This is a genomic window from Pseudomonas bubulae (assembly GCF_037023725.1).
GTDB lineage: Bacteria > Pseudomonadota > Gammaproteobacteria > Pseudomonadales > Pseudomonadaceae > Aquipseudomonas > Aquipseudomonas bubulae.
Map to the genome: position 1 here is coordinate 2228059 of NZ_CP146077.1, position 22701 is coordinate 2250759.

The window sequence follows — 22701 nt, forward strand, 5'->3', positions numbered from 1 at the left end:
TCATTCAGGAAGACTTCGGCGTCAGGCGCTCGAACAGCGCTTCAATGGTATTGAAGCGTTCTTCCGGGCGTTCCATGGGTACCATGAATTTGAACAGGGTCGCGCCTTCGAATTTGTAGCGGTTGGGTTGGCCCTGGATCAATTTGATCAGCACCATCGGGTCAACCGGGGTGTCGGCGGCAAACTCGATGCGCCCGCCCTGCGGGCCGGCGTCGACTTTTTTGATGCCTAGTTGCTCGGCCTGCAATTTGAGCAGGGTGATGCGTACCAGGTTCTTGGTCGGCTCGGGGAGCAGGCCGAAGCGGTCGATCATCTCGACCTGCAAGTCCTTGAGGCCCTCTTCATCGGTTGCCGAGGCAATACGCTTGTAGAGGATCAGTCGCGCATGCACATCCGGCAGATACGACTCGGGAATCAGCGCAGGTACTCGCAGGTTGATTTCCGGGCCGCCGCCCAGCGGCTGGTCGAGGTTGGGTTGCTCGCCCTTGCGGATCGACTTGACCGCACGTTCGAGCATTTCCATGTACAGGGTAAAACCAACCGCCTGAATCTGGCCGCTTTGACCATCCCCCAGTAACTCGCCCGCGCCACGGATTTCAAGGTCGTTGGTGGCCAGGACAAAGCCGGCACCCAGGTCCTGGGTGTTGGCGATGGCTTCCAGGCGTTTTTGCGCGTCCCCGGTAATCTGCTGGCGCGGTGGCGTCAGCAGGTAGGCATAGGCCTGGTGGTGACTGCGTCCGACGCGGCCGCGCAACTGGTGCAACTGTGCCAGGCCGAACTTGTCGGCGCGCTCGATGATGATGGTGTTGGCGCTCGGCACGTCGATCCCGGTCTCGATGATGGTCGAGGCGATCAGGACGTTGAAGCGCTTGTGATAGAAGTCACTCATCACCTGTTCGAGTTCGCGTTCGCGCATTTGCCCGTGGCCGATGCCGATCCGTGCTTCAGGCACCAGCTCGGCCAGTTCGGCCGCACATTTCTCGATGGTTTTAACGTCGTTGTGCAGGTAGTAGACCTGCCCGCCGCGCAGCAACTCACGCAGCAACGCCTCTTTGACGGTGCTTTTGTTCTGTTCCATGACGAAGGTGCGCACCGACAGCCGGCGCGCCGGCGGCGTGGCGATGATCGACAGGTCGCGCATGCCTGACACGGCCATGTTCAGCGTACGCGGGATCGGCGTGGCGGTGAGGGTCAGGATGTCGACTTCACTGCGCAAGGCCTTGAGCTGTTCTTTCTGGCGCACGCCGAAGCGGTGTTCTTCGTCGATGATCACCAGGCCCAGGTTTTTGATTTTGACATCGTCCTGCAGCAGCTTATGGGTGCCGATGACGATATCGATCTTGCCTTCGGCCAGGTCGGCGACTGCCTGGTTGATCTCTTTGGCCGACTTGAAGCGGCTCATCACCTCGACCGTTACCGGCCAGTCGGCAAAACGGTCGCGGAAGCTGTTGTAGTGCTGCTGGGCGAGCAGGGTGGTGGGTACCAAAATGGCCACCTGACGGCCGCCATGCACCGCAATAAAGGCCGCGCGCATGGCCACTTCGGTCTTGCCGAAGCCCACGTCGCCACACACCAGACGATCCATGGGCTTGGGCGACAGCATGTCGGCGCGTACGGCTTCGATGGTGGTTTGCTGGTCCGGGGTTTCTTCAAACGGGAAGCCGGCACTGAACGTTGCGTAATCCGCTTTCGGATCGGCAAATGCATAACCTTCGCGGGCTGCACGACGAGCGTAGATGTCGAGCAGCTCGGCAGCCACGTCACGCACTTGTTCGGCGGCCTTGCGCTTGGCCTTTTGCCAGGTTTCCGAGCCCAGGCGGTGCAGCGGCGCCAGTTCATCATCGCTGCCGGTATAGCGGGCGATCAGGTGCAGGTTGGCCACCGGCACATAGAGCTTGGCGCCTTCGGCGTATTCCAGGGTCAGGAACTCGGCCACCTGATTGTCGACTTCAAGTGTGGCCAGGCCCTGATAGCGACCTACGCCGTGGTCGATATGCACAACGGGTGCGCCTTCGCGCAACTCGGTGAGGTTCTTGATCACCGCATCGTTGTTGGCATCGGCGCGTTTTTCCCGGCGCCGGCGCTGCATCACGCGCTGGCCGAACAACGGGCTTTCGGCGATCAGCGCCAGCGCTGGATCCTCCAGCAGCAGGCCTTCATCCAGCGGGGCGATAGTAATCGCCAGGCGGTGTTTGCTGGCGACGAAGTCCGGCCAGCTGTCGACTGTTTTGGGGCGCAGCTTCAAGCGTTCCAGCAGTTCGAGCAGTACTTCGCGGCGACCGGCCGATTCGGCGGTAAACAGCACGCGGCCATCAAACTGCTCAAGGAAACCGGACAAAGCCGCCAATGGCTGGTTGGCCTTGGCTTCGATGGCCAGGTTGGGCAGCGGTTGCGCCGGGAAGCGTTCACGGCTGCTGCCGGTGTCGATGTCATCCTGGCTGGCGACCACCCGCGGCCAGTTTTTCAGGCGGGCGAAGCAGTCTTCAACCGGCAGGAACAGCTCGGCAGGCGGTAACAGTGGTCGCGACGGATCGATACGGCGCTCTTCGTAGCGGTTACGTACGTCAGACCAGAAATTCTCGGCGGCCTGCTCGATGCCTGGCAGCGAGAATACTTGCGTGTCAGCCGGCAAATAGTCGAACAGGGTCGAGGTTTCATCGAAAAACAGCGGCAGGTAGTACTCGATACCCGCGGGGGTAATGCCGCTGCTCAAGTCCTGAAAGATCGGGCAGCGACGGAAGTCGACATCAAAACGCTCGCGAAAGCGCGCCTTGAACCGGGTCACCGCGTCTTTTTGCAGCGGGAACTCACGTGCCGGCAGCAGGCGCACCGACTCAACCTTGTCGATCGAGCGCTGGGTCTCGGGGTCGAAGGTGCGCAGGGTCTCGATTTCGTCGTCGAACAGGTCGATCCGGTAAGGCAGTTTGCTGCCCATCGGGAACAGGTCGATCAACGCGCCGCGCACGGCGAACTCGCCATGTTCATACACCGTATCGACGCAGCGATAGCCACTGGCCTCAAGCCGGGTACGCATTTGCTCCACATCCAGCTTCTGGCCGATGTCCAGCACCAGGCTGCTGCCGAGCAGGAACTTGGTCGGGGCCAGGCGATGTAGGGCGGTGGTCACCGGCACTACCAAAACACCATGACTCAGTTCCGGCAGCCGGTACAGGCTGGCGATACGCTGGGAGATGATGTCCTGGTGCGGCGAGAACAGATCGTAAGGCAGGGTTTCCCAGTCGGGAAAATGCAGTACCGGCAAGTCAGGGGCAAAGAATCTCAGTTCCTGCTCAAGACGCTCGGCGCTTTGGCTGTCAGCGGTCAGGAGCAGGGTGAAGCGCCTGGCGGCGCTGGCAGCCTCGGCAATCGCGAGGCTCAGGGCGGCACCGGGCAGATTGCTCCAGTGCTGTTTACCTGCCGTGGCAGGGAGTTTCGGTAGACGCAGGACGGGCACGGAAGGTTGAGCTCCAAGCGTTGCGACAAAGTTGGCGATTGTAACGGGCCAAGGGGCTGGCTGTCAGTTGCAGCCTTTAACAGCGGCGCAAATCAGCGCATAACACTGACATGGGGGTGCCAAAGGGGCTGTGCAAGGGCAGCAGACTGATGAAATGGCAGTTGTTATAAAATTTTTCGCCTATATTTGTTGATGCTTAATCGTTTCAGTAACGGCGTATGACAGGCGTGCATTGCCCCTGCATGGGCGCAGCGGCATAATGTAGCCCCTTTTTTCAGCCCCTACATGTGGAAGGTTCCCGTGACTCAGAAGCCCGACCAGTGTCTTGGTGAATGGATCGACCGTGAAGCACTCGCAGAAGCGATGATTCCGCTTATCGGTCAGCTTTACCGCAATAACAATGTGGTTAGCTCGATCTATGGCCGCAGCCTGATCAACCGTTCAGTCATTGCGATTCTCAAGGCTCACCGCTTTGCTCGCCATCGTCAGTCCGATGATATCGAATTGTCCGTGCACGAAACTTTCCCGTTGCTCAAGGCAATGAGCGAGCTCAAGCTCGGCGCTGCTTCGGTAGACCTGGGCAAGCTGGCCGTGAAGTTCAAGGCCGAAGGCAATGGCCGCACGGCTGAGCAGTTTGTGCGCGAAGAACTGGCCGATGTTGTGGGTCAGCAAAACGCTTCTGCACGTAAAGGTACTGACGTTGTGCTGTACGGCTTCGGTCGTATCGGCCGTCTGCTGGCACGCATCCTGATTGAAAAAACCGGTGGTGGCGACGGTCTGCGTCTGCGTGCCATCGTTGTGCGCAAAGGCGCCGACAACGATCTGGTCAAGCGTGCCAGCCTGCTGCGTCGTGACTCGGTGCATGGCCCGTTCGATGGCACCATCGTGGTCGATGAAGCCAACAACACCATCACCGCCAACGGCAACCTGATTCAGGTTATCTACGCGAAAAACCCTACCGAAGTGGACTACACCCAGTACGGTATCCAGAACGCCCTGCTGGTGGACAACACCGGTGTATGGCGTGATGCCGATGGCCTGGGCCAGCACTTGCAGTGCCCTGGTATCGATCGCGTGGTCCTGACCGCTCCGGGCAAGGGCAAGCTGAAGAACATCGTTCACGGCATCAACCACGGCGAAATCACCGCAGACGACAAGATCGTTTCGGCGGCATCCTGCACCACCAACGCCATCGTGCCGGTGCTCAAGGCTGTCAACGACAAGTTCGGCATCGTCAATGGTCACGTTGAAACGGTTCACTCGTACACCAACGACCAGAACCTGATCGACAACTTCCACAAGGGCGACCGCCGTGGTCGTAGCGCTGCGCTGAACATGGTGATCACCGAGACCGGTGCTGCTACCGCTGCTGCCAAGGCATTGCCTGAGCTGGCCGGCAAGCTGACCGGTAACGCGATCCGTGTGCCGACGCCGAACGTGTCGATGGCCATCCTCAACCTGAACCTTGAGAAGCCGGCTACCCGTGAAGAAATGAACGAGTACCTGCGTCACATGGCGCTGCACTCCGATCTGCACAAGCAAATCGACTTCGTCAGCTCCCAGGAAGTGGTGTCCACTGACTTCGTGGGTTCGCGTCACGCCGGTGTGGTGGATGCTGAAGCGACGATCTGCAATGACAACCGCGTTGTGCTGTACGTGTGGTACGACAACGAATTCGGTTACAGCTGCCAGGTAGTACGCGTGATGGAAGACATGGCCGGGGTCAACCCGCCAGCGTTCCCGCGCTAAGCAATCGCCGCAACTGAAAACGCCCCGACTTGTCGGGGCGTTTTTGTTTGTGCGGGAAACCTGTGGGAGCGGGCTTGCTCGCGATGGGATCGGCGCGGTTGTTCAGTCAGACCGCGTTGCTGGCATCGCGGGCAAGCCCGCTCCCACAGGGGTCAGGCATTACCCGCCACCGCCGATTGCGCCGTACGCAACTGATGCTGATTGCCACGGAACAACACCACGGTCGCAATCAGGCCCAGTATCGCCGCCCCGGTCAGCCACAGACCGGGGGCGGCCTTGTTGTCCAGGGCATGAATCAGGTAAGTGCAAGCCGCCGGAGTAAAGCCACCGAAAGTGGCGGTCGCCAGGCTGTAGGCCAGGGAGAAACCGGTGGTGCGCACTTCAACTGGCATGATTTCGGTCAGGGCAACCACCATCGCGCCGTTGTACGAGCCATACAGGAACGACAGCCACAGTTCGACAATCAGCAGATGACTGAAGCTCGGGTTGGCCACCAGCCAGGACAACGCCGGGTAGGCGGTCAGGATCGCCAGGATGGTCGCACCCAGCAGCAGCGGTTTACGCCCGATCTTGTCCGACAGCGAGCCCATGACCGGCAGCCAGAAAAAGTTCGACAGGCCAATGCACATTGTGACCAGCAAGGCATCGAAGTCCGACAGATGCAGCTCGGCCTTGCCGAAGGTCGGGGTATAGGCAGTGATCAGATAGAACGACACGGTGGTCATCACCACCAGGGCCATGCCACCCAGCACCAAGCCAAAGTTCTGACCGACTGAGCGAAGGATTTCACGCAGGGTAGGGTGATGTTTGCGGGCTTCGAACTCAGGAGTTTCTTCCATCGAGCGGCGGATCACAAAGATCACCGGCACAATCATGCAACCCAGCAGAAACGGAATCCGCCAGCCCCATTCACCCATTTCTTCAGGGCTTAGCCAATGGTTGAGACCAACCCCCAGCAAGCCTGCGAACACCACGGCAGCCTGCTGGCTAGCCGACTGCCAGCTGACGAAGAAACCCTTGCGCCCCGGTGTGGCGATTTCTGCCAGGTACACCGACACCCCGCCCAGTTCCACGCCTGCCGAAAAACCTTGCAGCAAGCGCCCGAGCAACACCAGCAGGGGTGCGGCAACACCCAGGGTGGCGTAGCCCGGCACGCAGGCGATGAGTACGGTACCCATGGCCATCAGGGCCAGGGTAATGATCAGGCCCTTGCGACGGCCGTGGCGGTCAATATAGGCACCGAGAAAAATCGCACCCAGCGGGCGCGCGAGAAAACCGGCACCGAAGGTGGCCAGGGCGAGCATCAGTGAGGCAAAAGCGCTATCGGTTGGGAAGAAGGTTTTGGCAATGGCCGTGGCGTAAAAGCCAAAGACCATAAAGTCGAACATCTCTAGGAAGTTACCGCTGACAACGCGAAAAATCGCCTTGCCTTTGCCCGTACTGGAGGCCATCAGAAATCACCCGCTCTTATCTGTTTTTATGCGTTATCCGTGTTTTTACTCGTCCACACTGCCAGGCAATGACCTGCGCCATTGCGCAAAACAGTTTTGTAACCATATGTGTAACAAAGTGTGTAGGCAACATTTCTTGGCGCTACACGGCCGGGCTAGGGCCTTTGCGCAAGCAGGCTCAGGCGCAGAGGGTCGGGCAGACCTTCGGGTGCGAGCCAGATGCCCAGGTAGATTTTGGCCAGTTGATGATTCTGGCTGGTGAAAATGACCTGGCCATTGCGCTCCAGCTTCAGCCCGCGTTGCGGGTTGTAGTCCAGGGCGTAGCGATCGCCGCGTTTGATATCGCCAAAACTGGTCTGAAGTTGTTTTAGCGGGGCGTCGAGGCGAGCCAGGGTGGCTGCCGGTTGCTGGCGCTTGAGGATGGTGGCCGAGGCCCGGGTGATATCGCTGTGCTCCAGATCGCGCAGATAGAACAGCTCAAGGCGCAGCTCGCGCTGTTCGTCAAAGGCCTGTTGCGGTTGGATGCCTGGCTGGGTGAAAAGGGCTGCGGCATAGATATCGGCCCAGAGGTAGGTCAGCACGATCTGGCCTTTGCGTTCCATGAGTTGCGTGCCATCGCGCCACTGGGCGGGAAAGTTGGCTTCTTTTAGCCGAGCTGACTCATCGGCCAGGCTGGTGGTGGAGTAAAGCAGCAACAATACGATCAACAACTGGCGCATGGTGGATGGCTCTGATCGATGGTTGTTAGAGGTTATGTCAGTTTTGCTAAGTGTGCGGCAGCTGCTACGCAGGCTCTCGCGCGCGATGAGATGTAGTGAACACAAAAATAGCCAACGACCAGACCAAGGGTTAATGTTCGCGGCGTTCAGGCTTCTATAGACTGTGCCCCACGTTTTGATCCTTCATGGCGCTGGCCGCGACATGATTTAGCCGTAGGTGCCCAAAGCGGTGCCACGGCCTGTTCTGAGGAGTACGCATGGCTGTCTACAACTACGACGTAGTGGTACTGGGTTCTGGCCCGGCAGGAGAAGGTGCGGCAATGAACGCCGCAAAAGCAGGGCGCAAGGTGGCAATGGTGGATAGCCGGCGTCAGGTTGGCGGCAACTGCACGCACTTGGGCACGATCCCGTCCAAAGCCTTGCGTCACTCGGTTCGCCAGATCATGCAGTTCAACACCAATCCGATGTTTCGGGCCATTGGTGAGCCGCGCTGGTTCTCGTTCCCGGACGTACTGAAAAGTGCCGAGAAGGTTATTTCCAAGCAAGTGGCTTCGCGCACCGGTTACTACGCACGTAATCGCGTCGACCTGTTCTTCGGCACCGGCAGCTTCACCGACGAGCAAACCATCGAAGTGGTGTGCACCAACGGCGTTGTCGAAACCCTGATGGCCAAGCAAATCATTATCGCCACCGGCTCGCGTCCTTATCGCCCGGCTGATATCGATTTCACTCACTCGCGTATCTACGATAGCGACACCATCCTCAGTCTGGGCCACACCCCGCGTAAGCTGATTGTTTACGGGGCAGGCGTGATCGGCTGCGAATACGCGTCGATCTTCAGTGGTCTGGGGGTGTTGATTGAGCTGGTGGATAACCGCGAGCAACTGTTGAGCTTCCTCGATTCCGAGATCTCGCAAGCGCTGAGCTACCACTTCAGCAACAACAACATCACCGTACGCCACAACGAAGAGTACGAGCGGGTAGAAGGCGTCGAAAACGGCGTGATCCTGCATCTCAAGTCCGGCAAGAAGATCAAGGCCGACGCCTTGCTCTGGTGCAATGGCCGTACCGGCAACACCGATCTGCTGGGTCTGGAAAACATCGGCATCAAGGCCAATGGCCGTGGCCAGATCACGGTTGATGAAAACTACCGCACCACCGTGCCGAACATTTTTGCCGCAGGTGATGTAATCGGCTGGCCAAGCCTGGCCAGTGCCGCCCACGACCAGGGGCGTTCGGCAGCGGGCAGCATCGTTGATAACGGCAGCTGGCGCTTCGTCAATGACGTGCCGACCGGCATCTACACCATTCCGGAGATCAGCTCGATCGGCAAGAACGAGCAGGAGTTGACCCAGGCCAAGGTGCCGTACGAAGTGGGCAAGGCGTTTTTCAAGAGCATGGCGCGTGCACAGATTGCCGGCGAGCCGCAGGGCATGCTGAAAATCCTGTTCCACCGTGAAACCCTTGAAGTGCTGGGCGTTCACTGCTTCGGTTATCAGGCATCAGAGATCGTGCACATCGGCCAGGCGATCATGAACCAGCCGGGCGAGCTCAATACCCTGAAGTACTTCGTCAACACCACGTTCAACTACCCGACCATGGCCGAAGCCTATCGGGTAGCGGCCTACGATGGCCTCAACCGGCTTTTTTGAGCGGCTCCGGCCGGTGGCCTGAGCCGGCCGGGGAGACCGATTTCAGCTATTCCCGAGGGTGGCAGTGGCCAAACCGGGAAAGTCTGTAATCAGGCTATCTACGCCGAAGTCGGCGAGCCTGCGCATCAGCGCAGGTTCGTTGACTGTCCATACCGACACATGCAAACCCTGACGCTGGGCCTTCTCCAGGCGTTCAGGCGTGCACAGTGTCCAGTTCAATGCCAGCATCTCGCAGCCATAACTCTGGGCGACCTTGATCGGGTCGAGCCAGGCGTATTCGGCCACCAGGCCGCGGGACAGGTCTGGCGTCAACTCCAGCGCAGCCTTGAGCACCTCACGCGAGCTTGACGTGACCGTGACCTTGTCCATCAGCCCGTGACGTACCGCCATTTCGCGGATTGCCAGCACGGTGGTTGCTGCGCGGGTGCGCGAGGCGCTCTTGACCTCCAGCTGCCAGTGCTCGAAGTCGCACTTTTCAAACAGCTCCTCAAGGCGCGGGATCGGGCACGGCTGCATCCAGCCCGGGCCACCCTTGCGCGCGTCATAGGTCACCAGGTCGGCAGCCGTGTGCTCGATAACCTTGCCGCGCCGGTCCGTGGTGCGCTTGAGGGTCGGGTCGTGGATGACCATCAGCTCACCGTCCTTCGACAGGTGCAGGTCGAGCTCACAGCGCCGTACGCCATGCTTGAGGCATTGCTCAAAGCTGGCAAGGGTGTTTTCCGGTGCTTCGCCTTTGGCGCCGCGATGGCCATAAATCAGGGTCACATTTGCTCCTTGTACAGAGTGATCACGGCCCGGTGCTTACTCGGGCGCGGATGTTTGTTGTTCGCGGGCCAGGCGGCGCGCCTGTGCCTGTTTTTGCAAAATGTAGCGCGCCAGCAACTGGCGCTGCGTATCGGTGAGGGATTCAAATTCGGTGTTGATGCGGTAGTCGCCAGCGTGCGCCTGGCAATCGACCACGCGGGCACGCAGCAACAGGCCCAGGGCCTGGGGCATCAATACCAGCTTGACTGAAAGGTGGCTGCCCGCCGGGCAGGGGTGCGGGTGATGGAACTCGATACCGCCTTCGGACAGCATGACCGGCTGCAGTTCACCGATCTGGCCCAGCACCGTTTGCGCAACGATCTGGCTCAGCAGTTCGACACGTTTGTTCAGGGTTTTCAGATAGCTGGAAAGGGTGCGGTCGCGTTCGCTGATCTGGCGCAGCAAGTGCTGGGACTCGAATTCGCTCAGGTGCAATTCGCTGAGCAAATTGAACAGCGGTGACTCATCCTGCAACACTTCACTGCTCGCGGCTTCGAGGGCCGACAGCGGGGTTATTTCCAGTGCGATCATATCCTCGATACGGTAGTATTCGCGGCGATCTGCTTCATCTAATGTCGACATGGCGAACCCATGATGGCGGCTGTGGTCTGAGTGTAAAGCTGCTTATCAGGCCCCGCCACAAGGACGTCTTCTTTTCCCTCGAACAAGCCCCGACATGTTCAGACCTCTCTCTTTATTTATCGGCACGCGTTATACCCGTGCAAAGCGTCGCAATCATTTTGTGTCGTTTATTTCCCTGACCTCGATGATCGGGCTCGCCCTTGGCGTGGTCGTGATGATTGTCGTGTTATCGGTGATGAACGGCTTCGATCATGAGATGCGCACCCGCGTGCTGGGCATGGTGCCCCACGCGACCATCGTCGGCGACCAGCCGATCAGTGACTGGCAAAGCCTGGCGGCCAAGGTCAAGCAGAACCCGAAGGTGGAGGCGGTTGCGCCGTTTACCCAGATGCAGGGCTTGCTGACCAACGATGGCAACGTGCAGAAAGTCCTGCTCAATGCCATTGACCCGGCGCAGGAACGCAATGTCTCGATCATTGACCGGTTCATGCAGCAGGGCCAGCTCGACTCGCTGACCCCGGGCAGCTTCGGCATCATCATTGGCGACAAGGCCGCGAAAAAGCTGGGTGTGAGCGTCGGCGACAAGCTGACCTTCGTTGCGCCGGAAGTCACGGTGACACCGGCCGGCATGTTCCCGCGCATGAAGCGTTTTACCGTGCAGGGCATTTTTCATGTCGGTGCCGGTGAGATCGACGGCTACCTGGGCATCACCAACCTGCAGGACCTGGCACGTTTGCAGCGCTGGAAACCTGACCAGGTACAGGGCCTGCGGCTGAAGTTCGATGACCTGTTCGAAGCGCCGCGCACTGCCTGGGAAATCGCCCAGCAGCTGGGCGAGAGCCAGTATTACGCCCGTGACTGGACCCGTACCCACGGCAATCTGTACCAGGCCATCCGCATGGAAAAAGCCATGATTGGCCTGCTGTTGCTGCTGATTGTGGCCGTGGCCGCGTTCAACATCATTTCCACGCTGGTGATGGTGGTCAATGACAAGAAAGGCGACATCGCCATCCTGCGTACCCTGGGGGCGACGCCGGGCACCATCATGGCCACCTTTATGGTTCAGGGCACCGTTATCGGTGTGGTCGGGACGGCCATCGGCGCGGTGGTCGGGATGCTTGCTGCGCTCAATGTCAGCGCTGCGATCTCGGCCCTTGAAGGCCTGATCGGTCACAAGTTTCTCAATGCCGACGTATATTTCATCGACTACCTGCCCTCGCAGTTGCGGGCACAGGACGTGTTGATGGTGTGCGGTGCGGCATTGGTTCTGAGTTTCCTCGCGACCTTGTACCCGGCCTGGCGTGCTGCGCGCACCCAGCCTGCGCAGGCGCTTCGTTATGAGTGAGTTGGGCATGAAAGAACAAGCAGTGTTGAGTTGCCGCGACCTGGGCAAGTCCTACGAGGAAGGCCCGGAATCCGTGGTGGTGCTGTCGGGGCTGCAGCTTGAGTTGCACCCTGGTGAGCGGGTGGCGATCGTCGGGACTTCGGGTTCGGGTAAAAGTACCTTGCTCAACCTGCTCGGCGGGCTTGATACCCCGACCAGTGGCAGTGTCTGGCTGGCGGGTGAAGAGCTATCGGCCCTGGGCGAAAAGGCCCGTGGCCTGTTGCGCAACCGCTCGCTGGGTTTCGTGTATCAATTTCACCACTTGTTGCCCGAGTTCACCGCGCTGGAAAACGTTTGCATGCCGTTGCTGATCGGCAAGACGGCGATCCCCGAAGCCCGTGAACGGGCCACGGCCCTGCTGACGCGGGTGGGCCTGGGTCATCGCCTGGAGCACAAGCCGGCCGAGCTGTCGGGTGGTGAGCGCCAGCGTGTGGCGATTGCCCGGGCGCTGGTCAACAAGCCGGGGCTGGTGATGCTCGATGAGCCCACCGGCAACCTCGACTCGCACACGGCCCAGGGCATTCAGGACCTGATGCTGGAGCTCAGCACGTCAATGCGCACTGCGTTCCTGGTGGTAACCCACGACATGAACCTGGCCCGCCAGATGGATCGCGTGTTGCACCTTCAGGAAGGTCGCCTGACCACGATCTGACTGGCCAGCATCTGACGCCTGCAAGCGGGCGTCAGGTCTTCAATTTTTATACGGTGCCCGCGAATGTTCAGACCGTTATCGATTTTTATCGGCACGCGCTATACCCGCGCCAAGCGCCGCAATCGTTTTGTTTCGTTTATCTCCATGACCTCGATGATCGGCCTCGCCCTCGGCGTGCTGGCGATGATCGTGGTGTTGTCGGTGATGAACGGCTTCCAGCGTGAAATGAGTAACCGCATCCTCGGCATGGTGCCCCACGCGACCATCGTGGGCGTCAAGCCCATCGATGACTGGCGCCCGGTGGCTGACGCGGCGATGAAAAACCCCGAGGTCACGGCAGCCGTGCCGTTCACCGAGCTGGACGGCATGCTGTCCTATAAAGGCTCGATGCAGCCGATCCAGATCAGCGGCATCGATCCGGAGCAGGAAGGCAAGGTCTCGATCGTGACCCAGCACATCGTGCAGGGCAGCCTCCAGGACTTGAAACCCGACGAATACGGTGTGGTGCTGGGCGATATTGTTGCGCGGCGCTTCCGTCTGGGCGTGGGTGACAAGATCACCCTGATCGTCCCCGAGGCCAGCACCGCGCCTGGTGGCATTACTCCGCGCCTGCAGCGGTTGAATGTGGTGGGTATCTTCAAGGTTGGTGCTGAACTGGATGGCACCATGGGCCTGATCCATATGGCCGATGCTGCAGCCATTCAACACTGGGAGCCGAACCAGGTGCAAAGCGTGCGCCTGGCGGTCAAGGATCTGTACGCGGCACCGCAGGTTTCACAGCAAGTGGCGGCCGGCCTGGGGGATGGTTACAAGGCTGACGACTGGACTCACACCCAGGGCAGTCTGTTCAGCGCCATGAAAATGGAAAAAACCATGATCGGTCTGTTGTTGCTGATGATCGTGGCCGTGGCAGCGTTCAACATCATCGCCACGCTGATCATGGTGGTGAACGACAAGGGCGCCGACATTGCGATCTTGCGCACCATCGGTGCCACGCCGCGGCAGATCATGGCCATCTTTATGGTGCAGGGCACGGTGATCGGTATTGTCGGCACCTTGATCGGTGGCGTGCTGGGGGTGATTGCGGCGTTGAATGTTAGTGAACTGGTGGGCTGGATGGAGCGGGTGACCGGGCAGCATATCTTCAGTTCCGACGTGTATTTTGTCAGCAACCTGCCATCCGAGCTGCAGGGCGGCGATGTGGCGCTGATCTGCGGTGCGGGCTTTGTACTGAGCTTTCTGGCTACGCTGTATCCGGCGTATCGGGCAGCGAAGATTCAACCGGCCCATGCGTTGCGGTATTCCTGATAGTTGAAGAGCAAAAGCCCCTCACCCTAACCCTCTCCCGGAGGGAGAGGGGACTAAAGGCAAAAGCAGTTCTGCGCAGCGCCACAAATCAGCTCCCTCTCCCTCCGGGAGAGGGCTGGGGTGAGGGCAGCTTTGCTGGCAGCTCCACGACAAACCGCGTTACCCCCTCTTTCGACTCACAGCAGATCTGCCCGCCATGGGCACGAATGATCGACTGGGTGATCGCCAGCCCCAGCCCCGCATGCTCACTGCTGCCTTCACGGCGTGCCGGATCTGCCCGGTAAAACCGGTCAAACAGGCGTGGCAGCAGTTCTGCAGGGATTCCCGTGCCCGTGTTCTCGATGCTGATGCGCGCAGTGCCCGGCAAAGCCTCAATCAGCACTTTGATCGCGCCACCCGCCGGCGTATAGCGCAAGGCGTTATCCAGCAGGTTGGAAAGGGCGCGGCGCAGCATGCTGCGGTCGCCTGCAAGAAGTGCATTGCCTTCGCGGGTCAGTTCAATGTGCGAGTCTTCGGCCAGCAGCGCATAAAACTCCAGTAATGCCTCCACTTCCTGACCCAGATCCAGGGCTTCGCGCCGAGGCGTAAGCAAGCCGTGATCGGCCTTGGCCAGATAGAGCATGTCGTTGACCAGTTGCGCCATCCATTGCAGCTCTTCAAGGTTGCTATGCAGTGCCTCGCGGTATTCTTCAATGCCCCGGGGGCGGGTCAGGGTGACCTGGGTGTGGGTCAGCAGGTTGGACAATGGCGTACGCAGTTCATGTGCGATGTCGGCGGAGAATGCCGACAATCGCTGGAATGAATCGTCCAGTCGCGCAAGCATGGCGTTAAAAGCCGTGGCCAGCTCTGCCAGTTCAGCGGGCATTTGTTCCTGGGGCAGGCGGGCGTTAAGCGAGTCGGCCGAAACGCTGGCTGCGATCGCGCTCATGCGGCGCAGAGGGCGCAAGCCGCTGCGGGCTGCCCAGGCACCGAGAATCGCCGTGGCCAGTGCCGACAGGCCTACAGTCATCCAGATCAACCTCTGCATGCGCTGCAGGAAGTGCTGGTGGTGGGTGATATCCAGCAACAGGGTCAGATGCGGCGCATCGGGGCTGTCGGTCTGCGGTACCAGAACACGGTAATCGGTGCCGTTTATTTGCAGGCTGCCCAAGCCCGGGCGGGTCTCAAGCGCCAGTGGCAGGCGCGGTGAGCTGTCAAACCATAGATGCCCGTCCGGGCCGCGCACCCGTATCGCCAGGTCCGGCTGGTGGGCCAGGTCCTGCATCAGGGCGGGCAGGCGCAGGGTGAAGCGTTCAAGGGTGTCAGCCCCTTGCAGCGTACTGCGTAGTACGGCGAGGCGACTTTCCATCAGTTGCTGGTCGAGCTCGACAAAATGCACCTCGCTGGCGCGCCCGAACAGCACCCCGGCAAACAGCGATACCACGGCGGTACAACCGGCAAACAGCAGCGCCAGGCGGCTGCTCAACGACAGGCGGCGCATCAACTGCTGCGCTCTTCAAGCACATAACCCATGCCACGCACGGTGTGGATCAGCTTCTGCTCATGGTTGTCGTCGATTTTCAGGCGCAGGCGGCGAATCGCCACTTCGATGACGTTGGTGTCGCTGTCAAAGTTCATGTCCCATACCTGTGAAGCAATCAACGACTTGGGCAGCACTTCTCCCTGACGGCGTAGCAGCAGCTCCAGCAGGGCGAATTCCTTGGCGGTAAGGTCGATGCGCTGGCCGTTGCGCTCAACACGGCGGCGGATCAGATCCAGGCGCAGGTCGGCCAGTTGCAGGCTGGTCTCCTGGGGAGTGTTGCTGCCGCGGCGCAACAGGCTGCGAACCCGTGCCAGCAGCTCGGAAAAGGCGAACGGCTTGACCAGATAATCATCGGCCCCCAGCTCCAGGCCGTGGACGCGGTCAGCGACCGCATCCCGTGCGGTCAAAAACAGCACCGGCATGCTCAGCCCGGCGCTACGCACCGCTTGCAGGATTTGCCAGCCATCACGGCCGGGCAGCATGACGTCGAGAATCAGCAGCGAGTAATCCCCGGTCAGGGCCAGGTGTTGCCCGGTAATACCGTCGGCCGCCAGTTCGGTGGTGAACCCGGCCTCGCTCAGGCCCTGGCGCAAGTACTGTCCGGTTTTGACCTGGTCTTCGACTATCAGCAGTTTCATGGTCGACTCATCATAAAAATTAACCTCAGCCTTATACCTTGGTGCAGGTTATGCAGGGTCAAGCTGACAAAGTTGTAATCTTGCAGTCAGTTGAATGCCAGTGCCGAGACTTTAAAGTAGCGCCAAGCCTGACATTTTTGTTTCTGGGAGTAAGTATGACCGCACGTATCCGTTTGTCGCTTGCTGGCTGTTTTTTGGCCTTGAGCCTGCCGGTAATGGCATCGCCTGCCGGGCATTTTGATTTTGGTCAGCCCGCACCTGCCGCCAGCGCCACGCGCACGGTTGAAATCGACATGACTGATATTGCCTTCACGCCAAAGTCGCTGGATGTGAAAGCCGGTGAAACGGTGCGTTTTGTCCTGGTCAACAAAGGGCAGTTATTGCACGAGTTCAACCTGGGCAATGCCGCGATGCACGCGGCACATCAGAAAGAAATGCTCGAAATGCAGCAAAGCGGCATGCTTACCCCGACCGGTATGGGGCATGACGGCATGGATCACTCGGCAATGGGCCACGGCGCCATGAATATGCCGGGCATGAAGCACGATGACCCCAACAGCGTGCTGGTCGAGCCGGGTAAAACCGCGGAGTTGACCTGGACCTTCACCCGCGCCGACAACCTGGAATTTGCCTGTAATGTGCCGGGTCACTATCAGGCTGGCATGGTCGGCAAGGTGAAAGTTGCGCCTTAAAACGTCCTGATTGTCGGTGAACGCTGAAAGCCTGGCTTAAACCCGATAGAATTACCGGGTTTTTCTAGCCAGGTTTTTGTCATGCATCCCGCCGCCGAACATTCCCCGCTGGGCAAGTCCAGTGAATACATCAGCACTTATACCCCGTCCTTGCTGTTCCCGATCCCGCGCGCGGCGAAATGGGCCGAGCTGGGGCTGAGCGCCGAAACGCTGCCTTATGTCGGCGTGGATTTCTGGACCTGCTTCGAGCTGTCCTGGTTGTTGCCATCGGGCAAACCGGTGGTGGCCATTGGCGAGTTTTGCTTTGCCGCCGATTCGCCGAATATCGTCGAGTCCAAGTCGTTCAAGCTGTATCTCAACTCGCTGAACCAGACGGTATTTGCCGATACCCCGAGCCTTGAGGCTACATTGCGTGCAGATTTGTCGGCCGCATCCGGCAAGCCTGTCAGCGTGCGCGTACGCAGTCTGGATGAAGTTCAGGCTGATGGCGTAGCCGTATTGCCGGGTGTGTGCATTGATGACCTGGATATCACGGTCAGTGATTACGCGCAGCCGCGTCCTGAATTGCTCAAGTGCGACGATTCCCAGGTGGTTGAAGAAAGCGTCTACAGCCACTTGCTCAAATCCAACTGCCCGGTCACCAGTCAGCCGGACTGGGGCACGGTGGTGGTCGAGTACCGTGGGGCGGCGCTGGATCACGCCAGTTTGCTGGCGTACCTGGTGAGCTTTCGCCAGCATTCGGATTTTCATGAGCAGTGTGTGGAGCGGATCTTTCTCGACCTGCAGCGTTTGCTCAAGCCCGAGAAGTTGACCGTGTATGCGCGCTATGTGCGCCGTGGTGGGCTGGATATCAACCCGTACCGCAGCACCGAAGCGGTCGAGTTCCAGAATGTGCGGTTGGTGCGTCAGTAATACGCTGTGACTCATGTGGGAGCGGGCTTGCTCGCGATAGGTCTATGCGGTTTGCCTGACAAACCGCGTCGCCTGAATCGCGAGCAAGCCCGCTCTCACAGAGTTTTGCTTAGCCGTTATTCAGCGCCTTGGCCTGCTCCAGCACTGCCTCGACATGGCCTGGCACTTTCACGCCGCGCCATTGGTGACGCAACACGCCGTCCTTGTCGATCAGGAAGGTGCTGCGATCCACGCCAAGGTACTCCTTGCCGTACAGCTTTTTCAGCTTGATCACGTCAAACAGCTGGCAAAGGGCTTCGTCCTTGTCGCTCAGCAACTCAAACGGAAAACCCTGCTTGGCCTTGAAGTTCTCATGGGACTTGAGGCTGTCGCGGGACACACCAAACACTTCGGTATTGGCCGCCTGGAACTCGGCGTAATGGTCGCGAAAACCCTGGCCCTCAGTGGTGCAGCCCGGCGTGCTGTCCTTGGGATAGAAGTAGATCACTACCTGCTTGCCCTTGAGCTGCGACAGGCTGACGGTTTTTTCACTCGTCGCCGGGATCTGGAAATCGTCTACGGGTTGGTCAATTGCAACAGCCATTGAGTCGGTTTCCTTACATCGGGTTCTGTGGGCGCCAAGGTTCGATCAGTGCGTCCAGGTTCAGCGCGTCGGCGAAGTCGAGGAACTGATCACGCAGCCAGCTGATTTGCACGCCGGCCGGCAAGGTCACGGTGAAGGTGGCGTTGAGCATGGTGCCGCCGGTTTGTGGCGCCTGGTAGGTATCGCACGTCAGGTTTTCCAGCTCGACGTTGTGGTCCATGAAGAACTGGCACAGCTCGTTGATGATGTCCGAGCGGTAGGCCGAGCTGACATAGGCCACGTACGGCAGCGCCTGCGGGCGGGTTTCAAGGGCCGCACTGCGTACTACATTGACGCTGAACGCGTGCTTTTTGGCCAGCGCAGGCAAGCCAGCTTCAAGGCGTGCCAGGGCGTCCCAGCTACCGGTAACTTCCAGGACCAGGGCACTGCATTCGCCGTGGCGAGTCAGGCGCGAGGTCACGACAGCGCAGCGATTTTCATGGCTGGCGCGGCACAGCACGTTAGTCAGCTCCATTGGGTTGGCGCCAAGGGCACTGATGACAAGGAATTGTTCGCGAACTGTGGGGGTGGACATTCAACCTTCCTAAAACGATGAGCGGTCAGTACGGTCGATGGCAGGCAAGTTGAGTATCAGGTAACACTTGAGCGTCAGAAGCCCGTCAATACTGCGTTCCAGGCGGTTTGCAGGCTCTGCAAAACGTGCTCGGTGGCGTTTGGGCGGGGCTTTTGGCGCTTGCTGAGGGCCTGTGAAACAGACTTGCGCACACATCAGTACCAATCAAAGGCTGAAGGGTAGCGAAAAGCAACGCGAAGGGGAATGCTCATCGGGCGCGCTGTTGCTTGTGCAAGGGTCATGGCGCCAGTACCATTACGGCTCTCTTTTTCCGGCAGGAGCGGTTGCATGATTGCGGGCAGTATGGTGGCACTGGTCACACCTATGGATGCACAAGGTCGTCTTGATTGGGACGCTCTGAGCAAACTGGTGGACTTTCACCTGCAAGAGGGCACCAACGCCATTGTTGCCGTTGGCACTACAGGTGAATCGGCAACTCTGGATGTGAACGAACACATTGAAGTGATTCGTCATGTCGTCAAGCAGGTTGCAGGGCGCATTCCGGTGATTGCCGGCACGGGCGCCAACTCGACGCGTGAAGCGATCGAACTCACCACCAATGCAAAGGCCGCTGGCGCCGATGCATGTCTTCTGGTGACACCGTATTACAACAAGCCGACCCAGGAAGGCCTGTACCAGCACTTCAAGGCGATCGCCGAAGCGGTCGATATCCCGCAGATCCTGTACAACGTTCCGGGCCGTACCGCCTGCGACATGCTGCCGGCTACCGTCATTCGTCTTTCCACCGTGCCGAACATCATCGGCATCAAGGAAGCCACCGGCGACCTGACGCGCGTACCGGCCATTCTGGCAGGGGTGAGCAGCGACTTCCTGGTGTACTCCGGCGACGACGCCACCGCAGTCGAGCTGATCCTGCTCGGCGGCAAGGGCAATATCTCGGTAACCGCCAACGTTGCTCCGCGTGACATGAGCGACCTGTGCGCTGCTGCGATGCGTGGCGATGCCGACACTGCCCGCGCGCTGCACGAAAAGCTGATGCCGCTCAATAAAACCCTGTTTATCGAATCCAACCCTATCCCCGTGAAATGGGCGCTGCATGAGATGGGCATGATGTCGGACGGTATCCGTCTGCCACTCACCTGGCTCAGCGAGCCTTGCCACGAACCACTGCGTCAGGCAATGCGCCAGTCCGGTGTCTTGGTTTAATTGAGGAAGCACTACGCATGAAGCGATTGGCCGGACTTTCCGCACTAGCCGTGATTATTTCCAGCACCAGCGGCTGCGGTTGGCTGTGGGGTCAAGAGGGTTACTTCCGCGACCGTGGCAGCGACTACCTGGAGGCGCGTCAAACCGCTCCAATGCAGTTGCCGCCGGGTGTCCAGACTGACAAGCGCCTTGTGCCGCTGTTGCCGATCCCCAGCAATGTGCCCGACGACAACGTCAAGGGCGAGTTTGAAGTACCGCGTCCACAGCCGTTGGCTGTAGCCGCCAGTGCCAGCGATTTCAGCCTGCAGAAAAGTGGCGACAGCCGCTGGGTCATGGCGCAGCGTTCGCCGTCAGAAGTCTGGCCGGTAGCGATGCAGTTCTTCCAGGACAATGGCTTCCGCATCGACGAACAGCGCCCGCAAACCGGCGAGTTCACCACGAGCTGGCAGCGTGCTGACGAGCTTTCCGCTCCGATCGCCCGCCATGTGGGCAGCAGCGGCCTGGCCTCCGACAGCGAAACCCGCCTGCGGGTACGCATCGAGCCGGGTGTGCAGCGCAATACCAGCGAAATCTACGTGGTCAGTGCCAACCGCCCGGCCGGTAGCAGTGCCAACGTCGACTTTGGCAACCGCTCGGTCAACACCGGTCTGGATGCAGCCCTGGTTGATGAAATGCTGATCAGCATGAGCCGCAACGCCGAGAAGGGCGGTTCGGTTTCGCTGCTGGCTGCCCGTGATTTCGACACCCCTGCGCGTGTGAGCCTGAACGAAGACGGCAGCGGCAACCCGGTGCTGACCCTGACCGAAGACCTCGACCGTGCCTGGTCTAGCGTAGGTCGTGCACTTGAACAGGGCGAATGGCGCGTTGAAGACATCAACCGCACGTTGGGCCTGTACTACATCAACCTCGCCGAAAAAGCCGAGAAGAAGGACGAGAAACCTGGTTTCTTCTCCGGTCTCTTTGGCAGCAAGCCGGACAAGGAAGAAGTTGAAGCCCGTGCCCAGCGCTATCAGGTTCGCCTGAGCAAGGTGGGTGAAAACGTGCAAGTGACCGTCGAAGAAAACATCAACACCGTTGCCTCGCCAGAAGTGGCGCGCAAGGTGCTGGGCGTTATCCAAGACAACCTGGGCTGATTGTATGCGTTTTGCCGTTCTCGGCAGTGGTAGCCAAGGGAATGGCACGCTGATAGCCAGCGACAGCACCTATGTACTGGTCGATTGCGGTTTCTCGTTGCGAGAAACCGAGCGTCGTCTCGCCAGGCTGGGCATCAGCGCTCACCAGCTGAGCGCGATTCTGGTCACCCACGAACATGCCGACCATGTGCATGGCGTGGGTTTGCTGTCGCGGCGCTACAATTTGCCGGTGTACATGAGTCGTGGTACCCAGCGCGGGATGCGCAAGCCTCTGGAGGCCGCCGGTTACGTGGCGGGTGGCCAGACGCTGCAAATCGGAGCCTTGAATATCAGTGTGACCCTGGTCGCCCATGATGCCCAGGAGCCCACCCAGTATGTATTCAGTGACGGCAAGCGGCGGTTCGGCTTGCTGACCGACCTGGGTTCGTATTGTGCTGGCGTGCTGGACAGCTATCGCGACCTGGATGCGCTGATGATTGAAGCCAACCACTGTCGGGACCTGCTTGCCCGTGGTCACTACCCTGCGTTTCTCAAGCGCCGGGTAGGGGGCCAGGAAGGACATTTGAACAACCACCAGGCCGCAAGCCTGGTGGCCGAGTTGGGCTGGCAAGACCTGCAACACCTGGTACTGGCCCACCTCAGCAGCAAGAACAACCTGCCGCAGCTGGCCCGGCAATGTTTTGTCGACACCCTTGGGTGCGACCCGGACTGGCTGCAACTGGCCGATCAAGATTCAGGGCTCGACTGGCGCACAATCGCCTAGCCCACCTACTTAGCATGCGGAGCCCATCATGGAAAAACGTGAAGAACTCTATCGCGGTAAAGCGAAATCGGTTTACAAGACCGACGACGAAAACCGCTTGATCCTGCTGTTTCGCAACGACACTTCGGCGTTCGACGGCAAGCGTATCGAACAACTTGATCGCAAGGGCATGGTGAACAACAAGTTCAACGCCTTCATCATGCAGAAACTCGAAGAAGCCGGCGTGCCGACCCAATTCGACAAACTGCTGGGTGACAACGAGTGCCTGGTGAAGAAACTCGACATGATCCCGGTCGAGTGCGTTGTGCGTAACTACGCAGCGGGCAGCCTGGTCAAGCGTCTGGGTGTGGAAGAGGGCATGAAGCTCAACCCGTACACCTTCGAACTGTTCCTCAAGGACGACGCCAAGGGCGACCCGTTCATCAACGAATCCCACGTCGTGGCTTTCGGTTGGGGCACGGCCGAGCAACTGGTTCGCATGAAAGAACTGTCGCTCAAGGTCAACGACGTACTGAACAAGCTGTTCGATGACGCTGGCTTGCTGCTGGTCGACTTCAAACTTGAGTTCGGCGTATTCCACGACGGTTCCATCGTCCTGGGTGACGAATTCAGCCCGGACGGCTGCCGTCTGTGGGACAAGGCTACCGGCAAGAAAATGGACAAGGACCGCTTCCGTCAGGGTCTGGGCGACGTAATCGAAGCCTACGAAGAAGTTGCAAACCGCCTCGGCGTCCCGCTTTAAGCAGTAAAGGCGCGCAAGCAACTGATACAGCGCGGTTTTTTTGAAAAAAGGCTTTGCCATAATCAAAAACCGCGCTATTATTCGCGCCGTTGGAGAGATGCCAGAGTGGCCGAATGGGACGGATTCGAAATCCGTTGTACTGGCGACAGTACCTAGGGTTCGAATCCCTATCTCTCCGCCA

20 protein-coding genes and 1 tRNA gene are annotated in these 22701 nt (G+C 59.5%); 12 read left to right on the forward strand and 9 right to left on the reverse strand.

Going from position 1 to position 22701, the window contains the following annotated elements:
* Nucleotides 1-4: 4 nt before the first annotated feature.
* The gene (gene mfd / locus V6L81_RS10410; protein ID WP_095019366.1) at nucleotides 5-3454 is read right to left on the reverse strand and encodes a transcription-repair coupling factor; all 3450 of its coding nucleotides are present in this window, start codon (nucleotides 3452-3454) and stop codon (nucleotides 5-7) included.
* A 285-nt stretch (nucleotides 3455-3739) separates the two neighbouring features.
* Here mfd and V6L81_RS10415 point away from each other — a divergent pair, with 285 nt between their 5' ends.
* Nucleotides 3740-5203 (forward strand): glyceraldehyde-3-phosphate dehydrogenase, encoded by a 1464-nt coding sequence (locus tag V6L81_RS10415; RefSeq protein ID WP_083369829.1) that lies wholly within the window; start codon nucleotides 3740-3742, stop codon nucleotides 5201-5203.
* 152 nt (nucleotides 5204-5355) lie between these two features.
* On the opposite strand, the gene V6L81_RS10420 is transcribed toward V6L81_RS10415, so the two are convergent.
* Nucleotides 5356-6654 carry an MFS transporter gene (locus V6L81_RS10420; RefSeq protein WP_138738776.1) on the reverse strand — a complete coding sequence of 433 codons (1299 nt, stop codon included), beginning with the start codon at nucleotides 6652-6654 and terminating at the stop codon, nucleotides 5356-5358.
* A 155-nt stretch (nucleotides 6655-6809) separates the two neighbouring features.
* Entirely contained in the window at nucleotides 6810-7373 is a 564-nt protein-coding gene (locus V6L81_RS10425; RefSeq protein ID WP_095020289.1) for a chalcone isomerase family protein, read from the reverse strand.
* A 257-nt stretch (nucleotides 7374-7630) separates the two neighbouring features.
* Between V6L81_RS10425 and sthA the strand changes: the two genes are divergently transcribed.
* Nucleotides 7631-9025 carry a Si-specific NAD(P)(+) transhydrogenase gene (gene sthA, locus V6L81_RS10430; RefSeq protein WP_095002200.1) on the forward strand — a complete coding sequence of 465 codons (1395 nt, stop codon included), beginning with the start codon at nucleotides 7631-7633 and terminating at the stop codon, nucleotides 9023-9025.
* A gap of 42 nt (nucleotides 9026-9067) precedes the next feature.
* Here sthA and V6L81_RS10435 read toward each other — a convergent pair whose 3' ends face one another.
* Together V6L81_RS10435 and V6L81_RS10440 are read right to left on the reverse strand one after the other, a co-directional pair.
* The gene (locus V6L81_RS10435) at nucleotides 9068-9790 is read right to left on the reverse strand and encodes a glycerophosphodiester phosphodiesterase family protein (protein ID WP_095002199.1); all 723 of its coding nucleotides are present in this window, start codon (nucleotides 9788-9790) and stop codon (nucleotides 9068-9070) included.
* Between the two features lie 36 nt (nucleotides 9791-9826).
* A complete protein-coding gene (locus tag V6L81_RS10440) occupies nucleotides 9827-10411 on the reverse strand; it encodes a PilZ domain-containing protein (RefSeq protein ID WP_095002198.1) in 585 nt (194 codons plus the stop codon).
* Nucleotides 10412-10505: 94 nt separating this feature from the next.
* Between V6L81_RS10440 and V6L81_RS10445 the strand changes: the two genes are divergently transcribed.
* The 3 genes from V6L81_RS10445 to V6L81_RS10455 all read left to right on the forward strand — a co-directional run bounded on the left by V6L81_RS10445 (nucleotide 10506) and on the right by V6L81_RS10455 (nucleotide 13755).
* Entirely contained in the window at nucleotides 10506-11756 is a 1251-nt protein-coding gene (locus tag V6L81_RS10445; protein ID WP_338660664.1) for a lipoprotein-releasing ABC transporter permease subunit, read from the forward strand.
* Nucleotides 11757-11763: 7 nt separating this feature from the next.
* Nucleotides 11764-12447, forward strand: coding sequence for a lipoprotein-releasing ABC transporter ATP-binding protein LolD (lolD, locus tag V6L81_RS10450; protein ID WP_165446489.1), 684 nt, complete (start codon nucleotides 11764-11766; stop codon nucleotides 12445-12447).
* Nucleotides 12448-12510: 63 nt separating this feature from the next.
* Nucleotides 12511-13755, forward strand: coding sequence for a lipoprotein-releasing ABC transporter permease subunit (locus tag V6L81_RS10455; protein ID WP_095002195.1), 1245 nt, complete (start codon nucleotides 12511-12513; stop codon nucleotides 13753-13755).
* An 88-nt stretch (nucleotides 13756-13843) separates the two neighbouring features.
* On the opposite strand, the gene V6L81_RS10460 is transcribed toward V6L81_RS10455, so the two are convergent.
* Together V6L81_RS10460 and V6L81_RS10465 are read right to left on the reverse strand one after the other, a co-directional pair.
* Nucleotides 13844-15235, reverse strand: coding sequence for a heavy metal sensor histidine kinase (locus V6L81_RS10460; protein WP_095038520.1), 1392 nt, complete (start codon nucleotides 15233-15235; stop codon nucleotides 13844-13846).
* Nucleotides 15235-15915: a heavy metal response regulator transcription factor gene (locus V6L81_RS10465; RefSeq protein ID WP_095002193.1), complete on the reverse strand. Its 681-nt coding sequence runs from the start codon at nucleotides 15913-15915 to the stop codon at nucleotides 15235-15237. Before V6L81_RS10465 ends, V6L81_RS10460 begins: the two co-directional genes overlap by 1 nt.
* 155 nt (nucleotides 15916-16070) lie before the next feature.
* Here V6L81_RS10465 and V6L81_RS10470 point away from each other — a divergent pair, with 155 nt between their 5' ends.
* Entirely contained in the window at nucleotides 16071-16607 is a 537-nt protein-coding gene (locus V6L81_RS10470; protein WP_095019362.1) for a plastocyanin/azurin family copper-binding protein, read from the forward strand.
* An 81-nt stretch (nucleotides 16608-16688) separates the two neighbouring features.
* Nucleotides 16689-17519, forward strand: a complete 831-nt coding sequence (gene queF / locus V6L81_RS10475) for an NADPH-dependent 7-cyano-7-deazaguanine reductase QueF (protein WP_095019361.1) — start codon at nucleotides 16689-16691, stop codon at nucleotides 17517-17519.
* 109 nt (nucleotides 17520-17628) lie between these two features.
* On the opposite strand, the gene V6L81_RS10480 is transcribed toward queF, so the two are convergent.
* Both V6L81_RS10480 and V6L81_RS10485 read right to left on the reverse strand, forming a co-directional pair.
* Nucleotides 17629-18102, reverse strand: coding sequence for a peroxiredoxin (locus V6L81_RS10480; protein ID WP_095002190.1), 474 nt, complete (start codon nucleotides 18100-18102; stop codon nucleotides 17629-17631).
* Nucleotides 18103-18115: 13 nt separating this feature from the next.
* Complete coding sequence (locus V6L81_RS10485; RefSeq protein WP_016780071.1) at nucleotides 18116-18676, reverse strand: glycine cleavage system protein R; 561 nt, start codon at nucleotides 18674-18676, stop codon at nucleotides 18116-18118.
* Nucleotides 18677-19003: 327 nt separating this feature from the next.
* Between V6L81_RS10485 and dapA the strand changes: the two genes are divergently transcribed.
* From dapA to V6L81_RS10510, 5 genes are all read left to right on the forward strand, one after another.
* Nucleotides 19004-19882 (forward strand): 4-hydroxy-tetrahydrodipicolinate synthase, encoded by an 879-nt coding sequence (dapA, locus tag V6L81_RS10490; RefSeq protein WP_095002189.1) that lies wholly within the window; start codon nucleotides 19004-19006, stop codon nucleotides 19880-19882.
* Nucleotides 19883-19899: 17 nt separating this feature from the next.
* Nucleotides 19900-21015, forward strand: coding sequence for an outer membrane protein assembly factor BamC (gene bamC, locus V6L81_RS10495; protein ID WP_095020284.1), 1116 nt, complete (start codon nucleotides 19900-19902; stop codon nucleotides 21013-21015).
* A 4-nt stretch (nucleotides 21016-21019) separates the two neighbouring features.
* Complete coding sequence (locus V6L81_RS10500) at nucleotides 21020-21778, forward strand: MBL fold metallo-hydrolase (RefSeq protein ID WP_095002187.1); 759 nt, start codon at nucleotides 21020-21022, stop codon at nucleotides 21776-21778.
* Between the two features lie 28 nt (nucleotides 21779-21806).
* Nucleotides 21807-22520: a phosphoribosylaminoimidazolesuccinocarboxamide synthase gene (gene purC, locus V6L81_RS10505; protein ID WP_019410660.1), complete on the forward strand. Its 714-nt coding sequence runs from the start codon at nucleotides 21807-21809 to the stop codon at nucleotides 22518-22520.
* Nucleotides 22521-22611: 91 nt separating this feature from the next.
* Nucleotides 22612-22701, forward strand: a tRNA-Ser gene (locus V6L81_RS10510).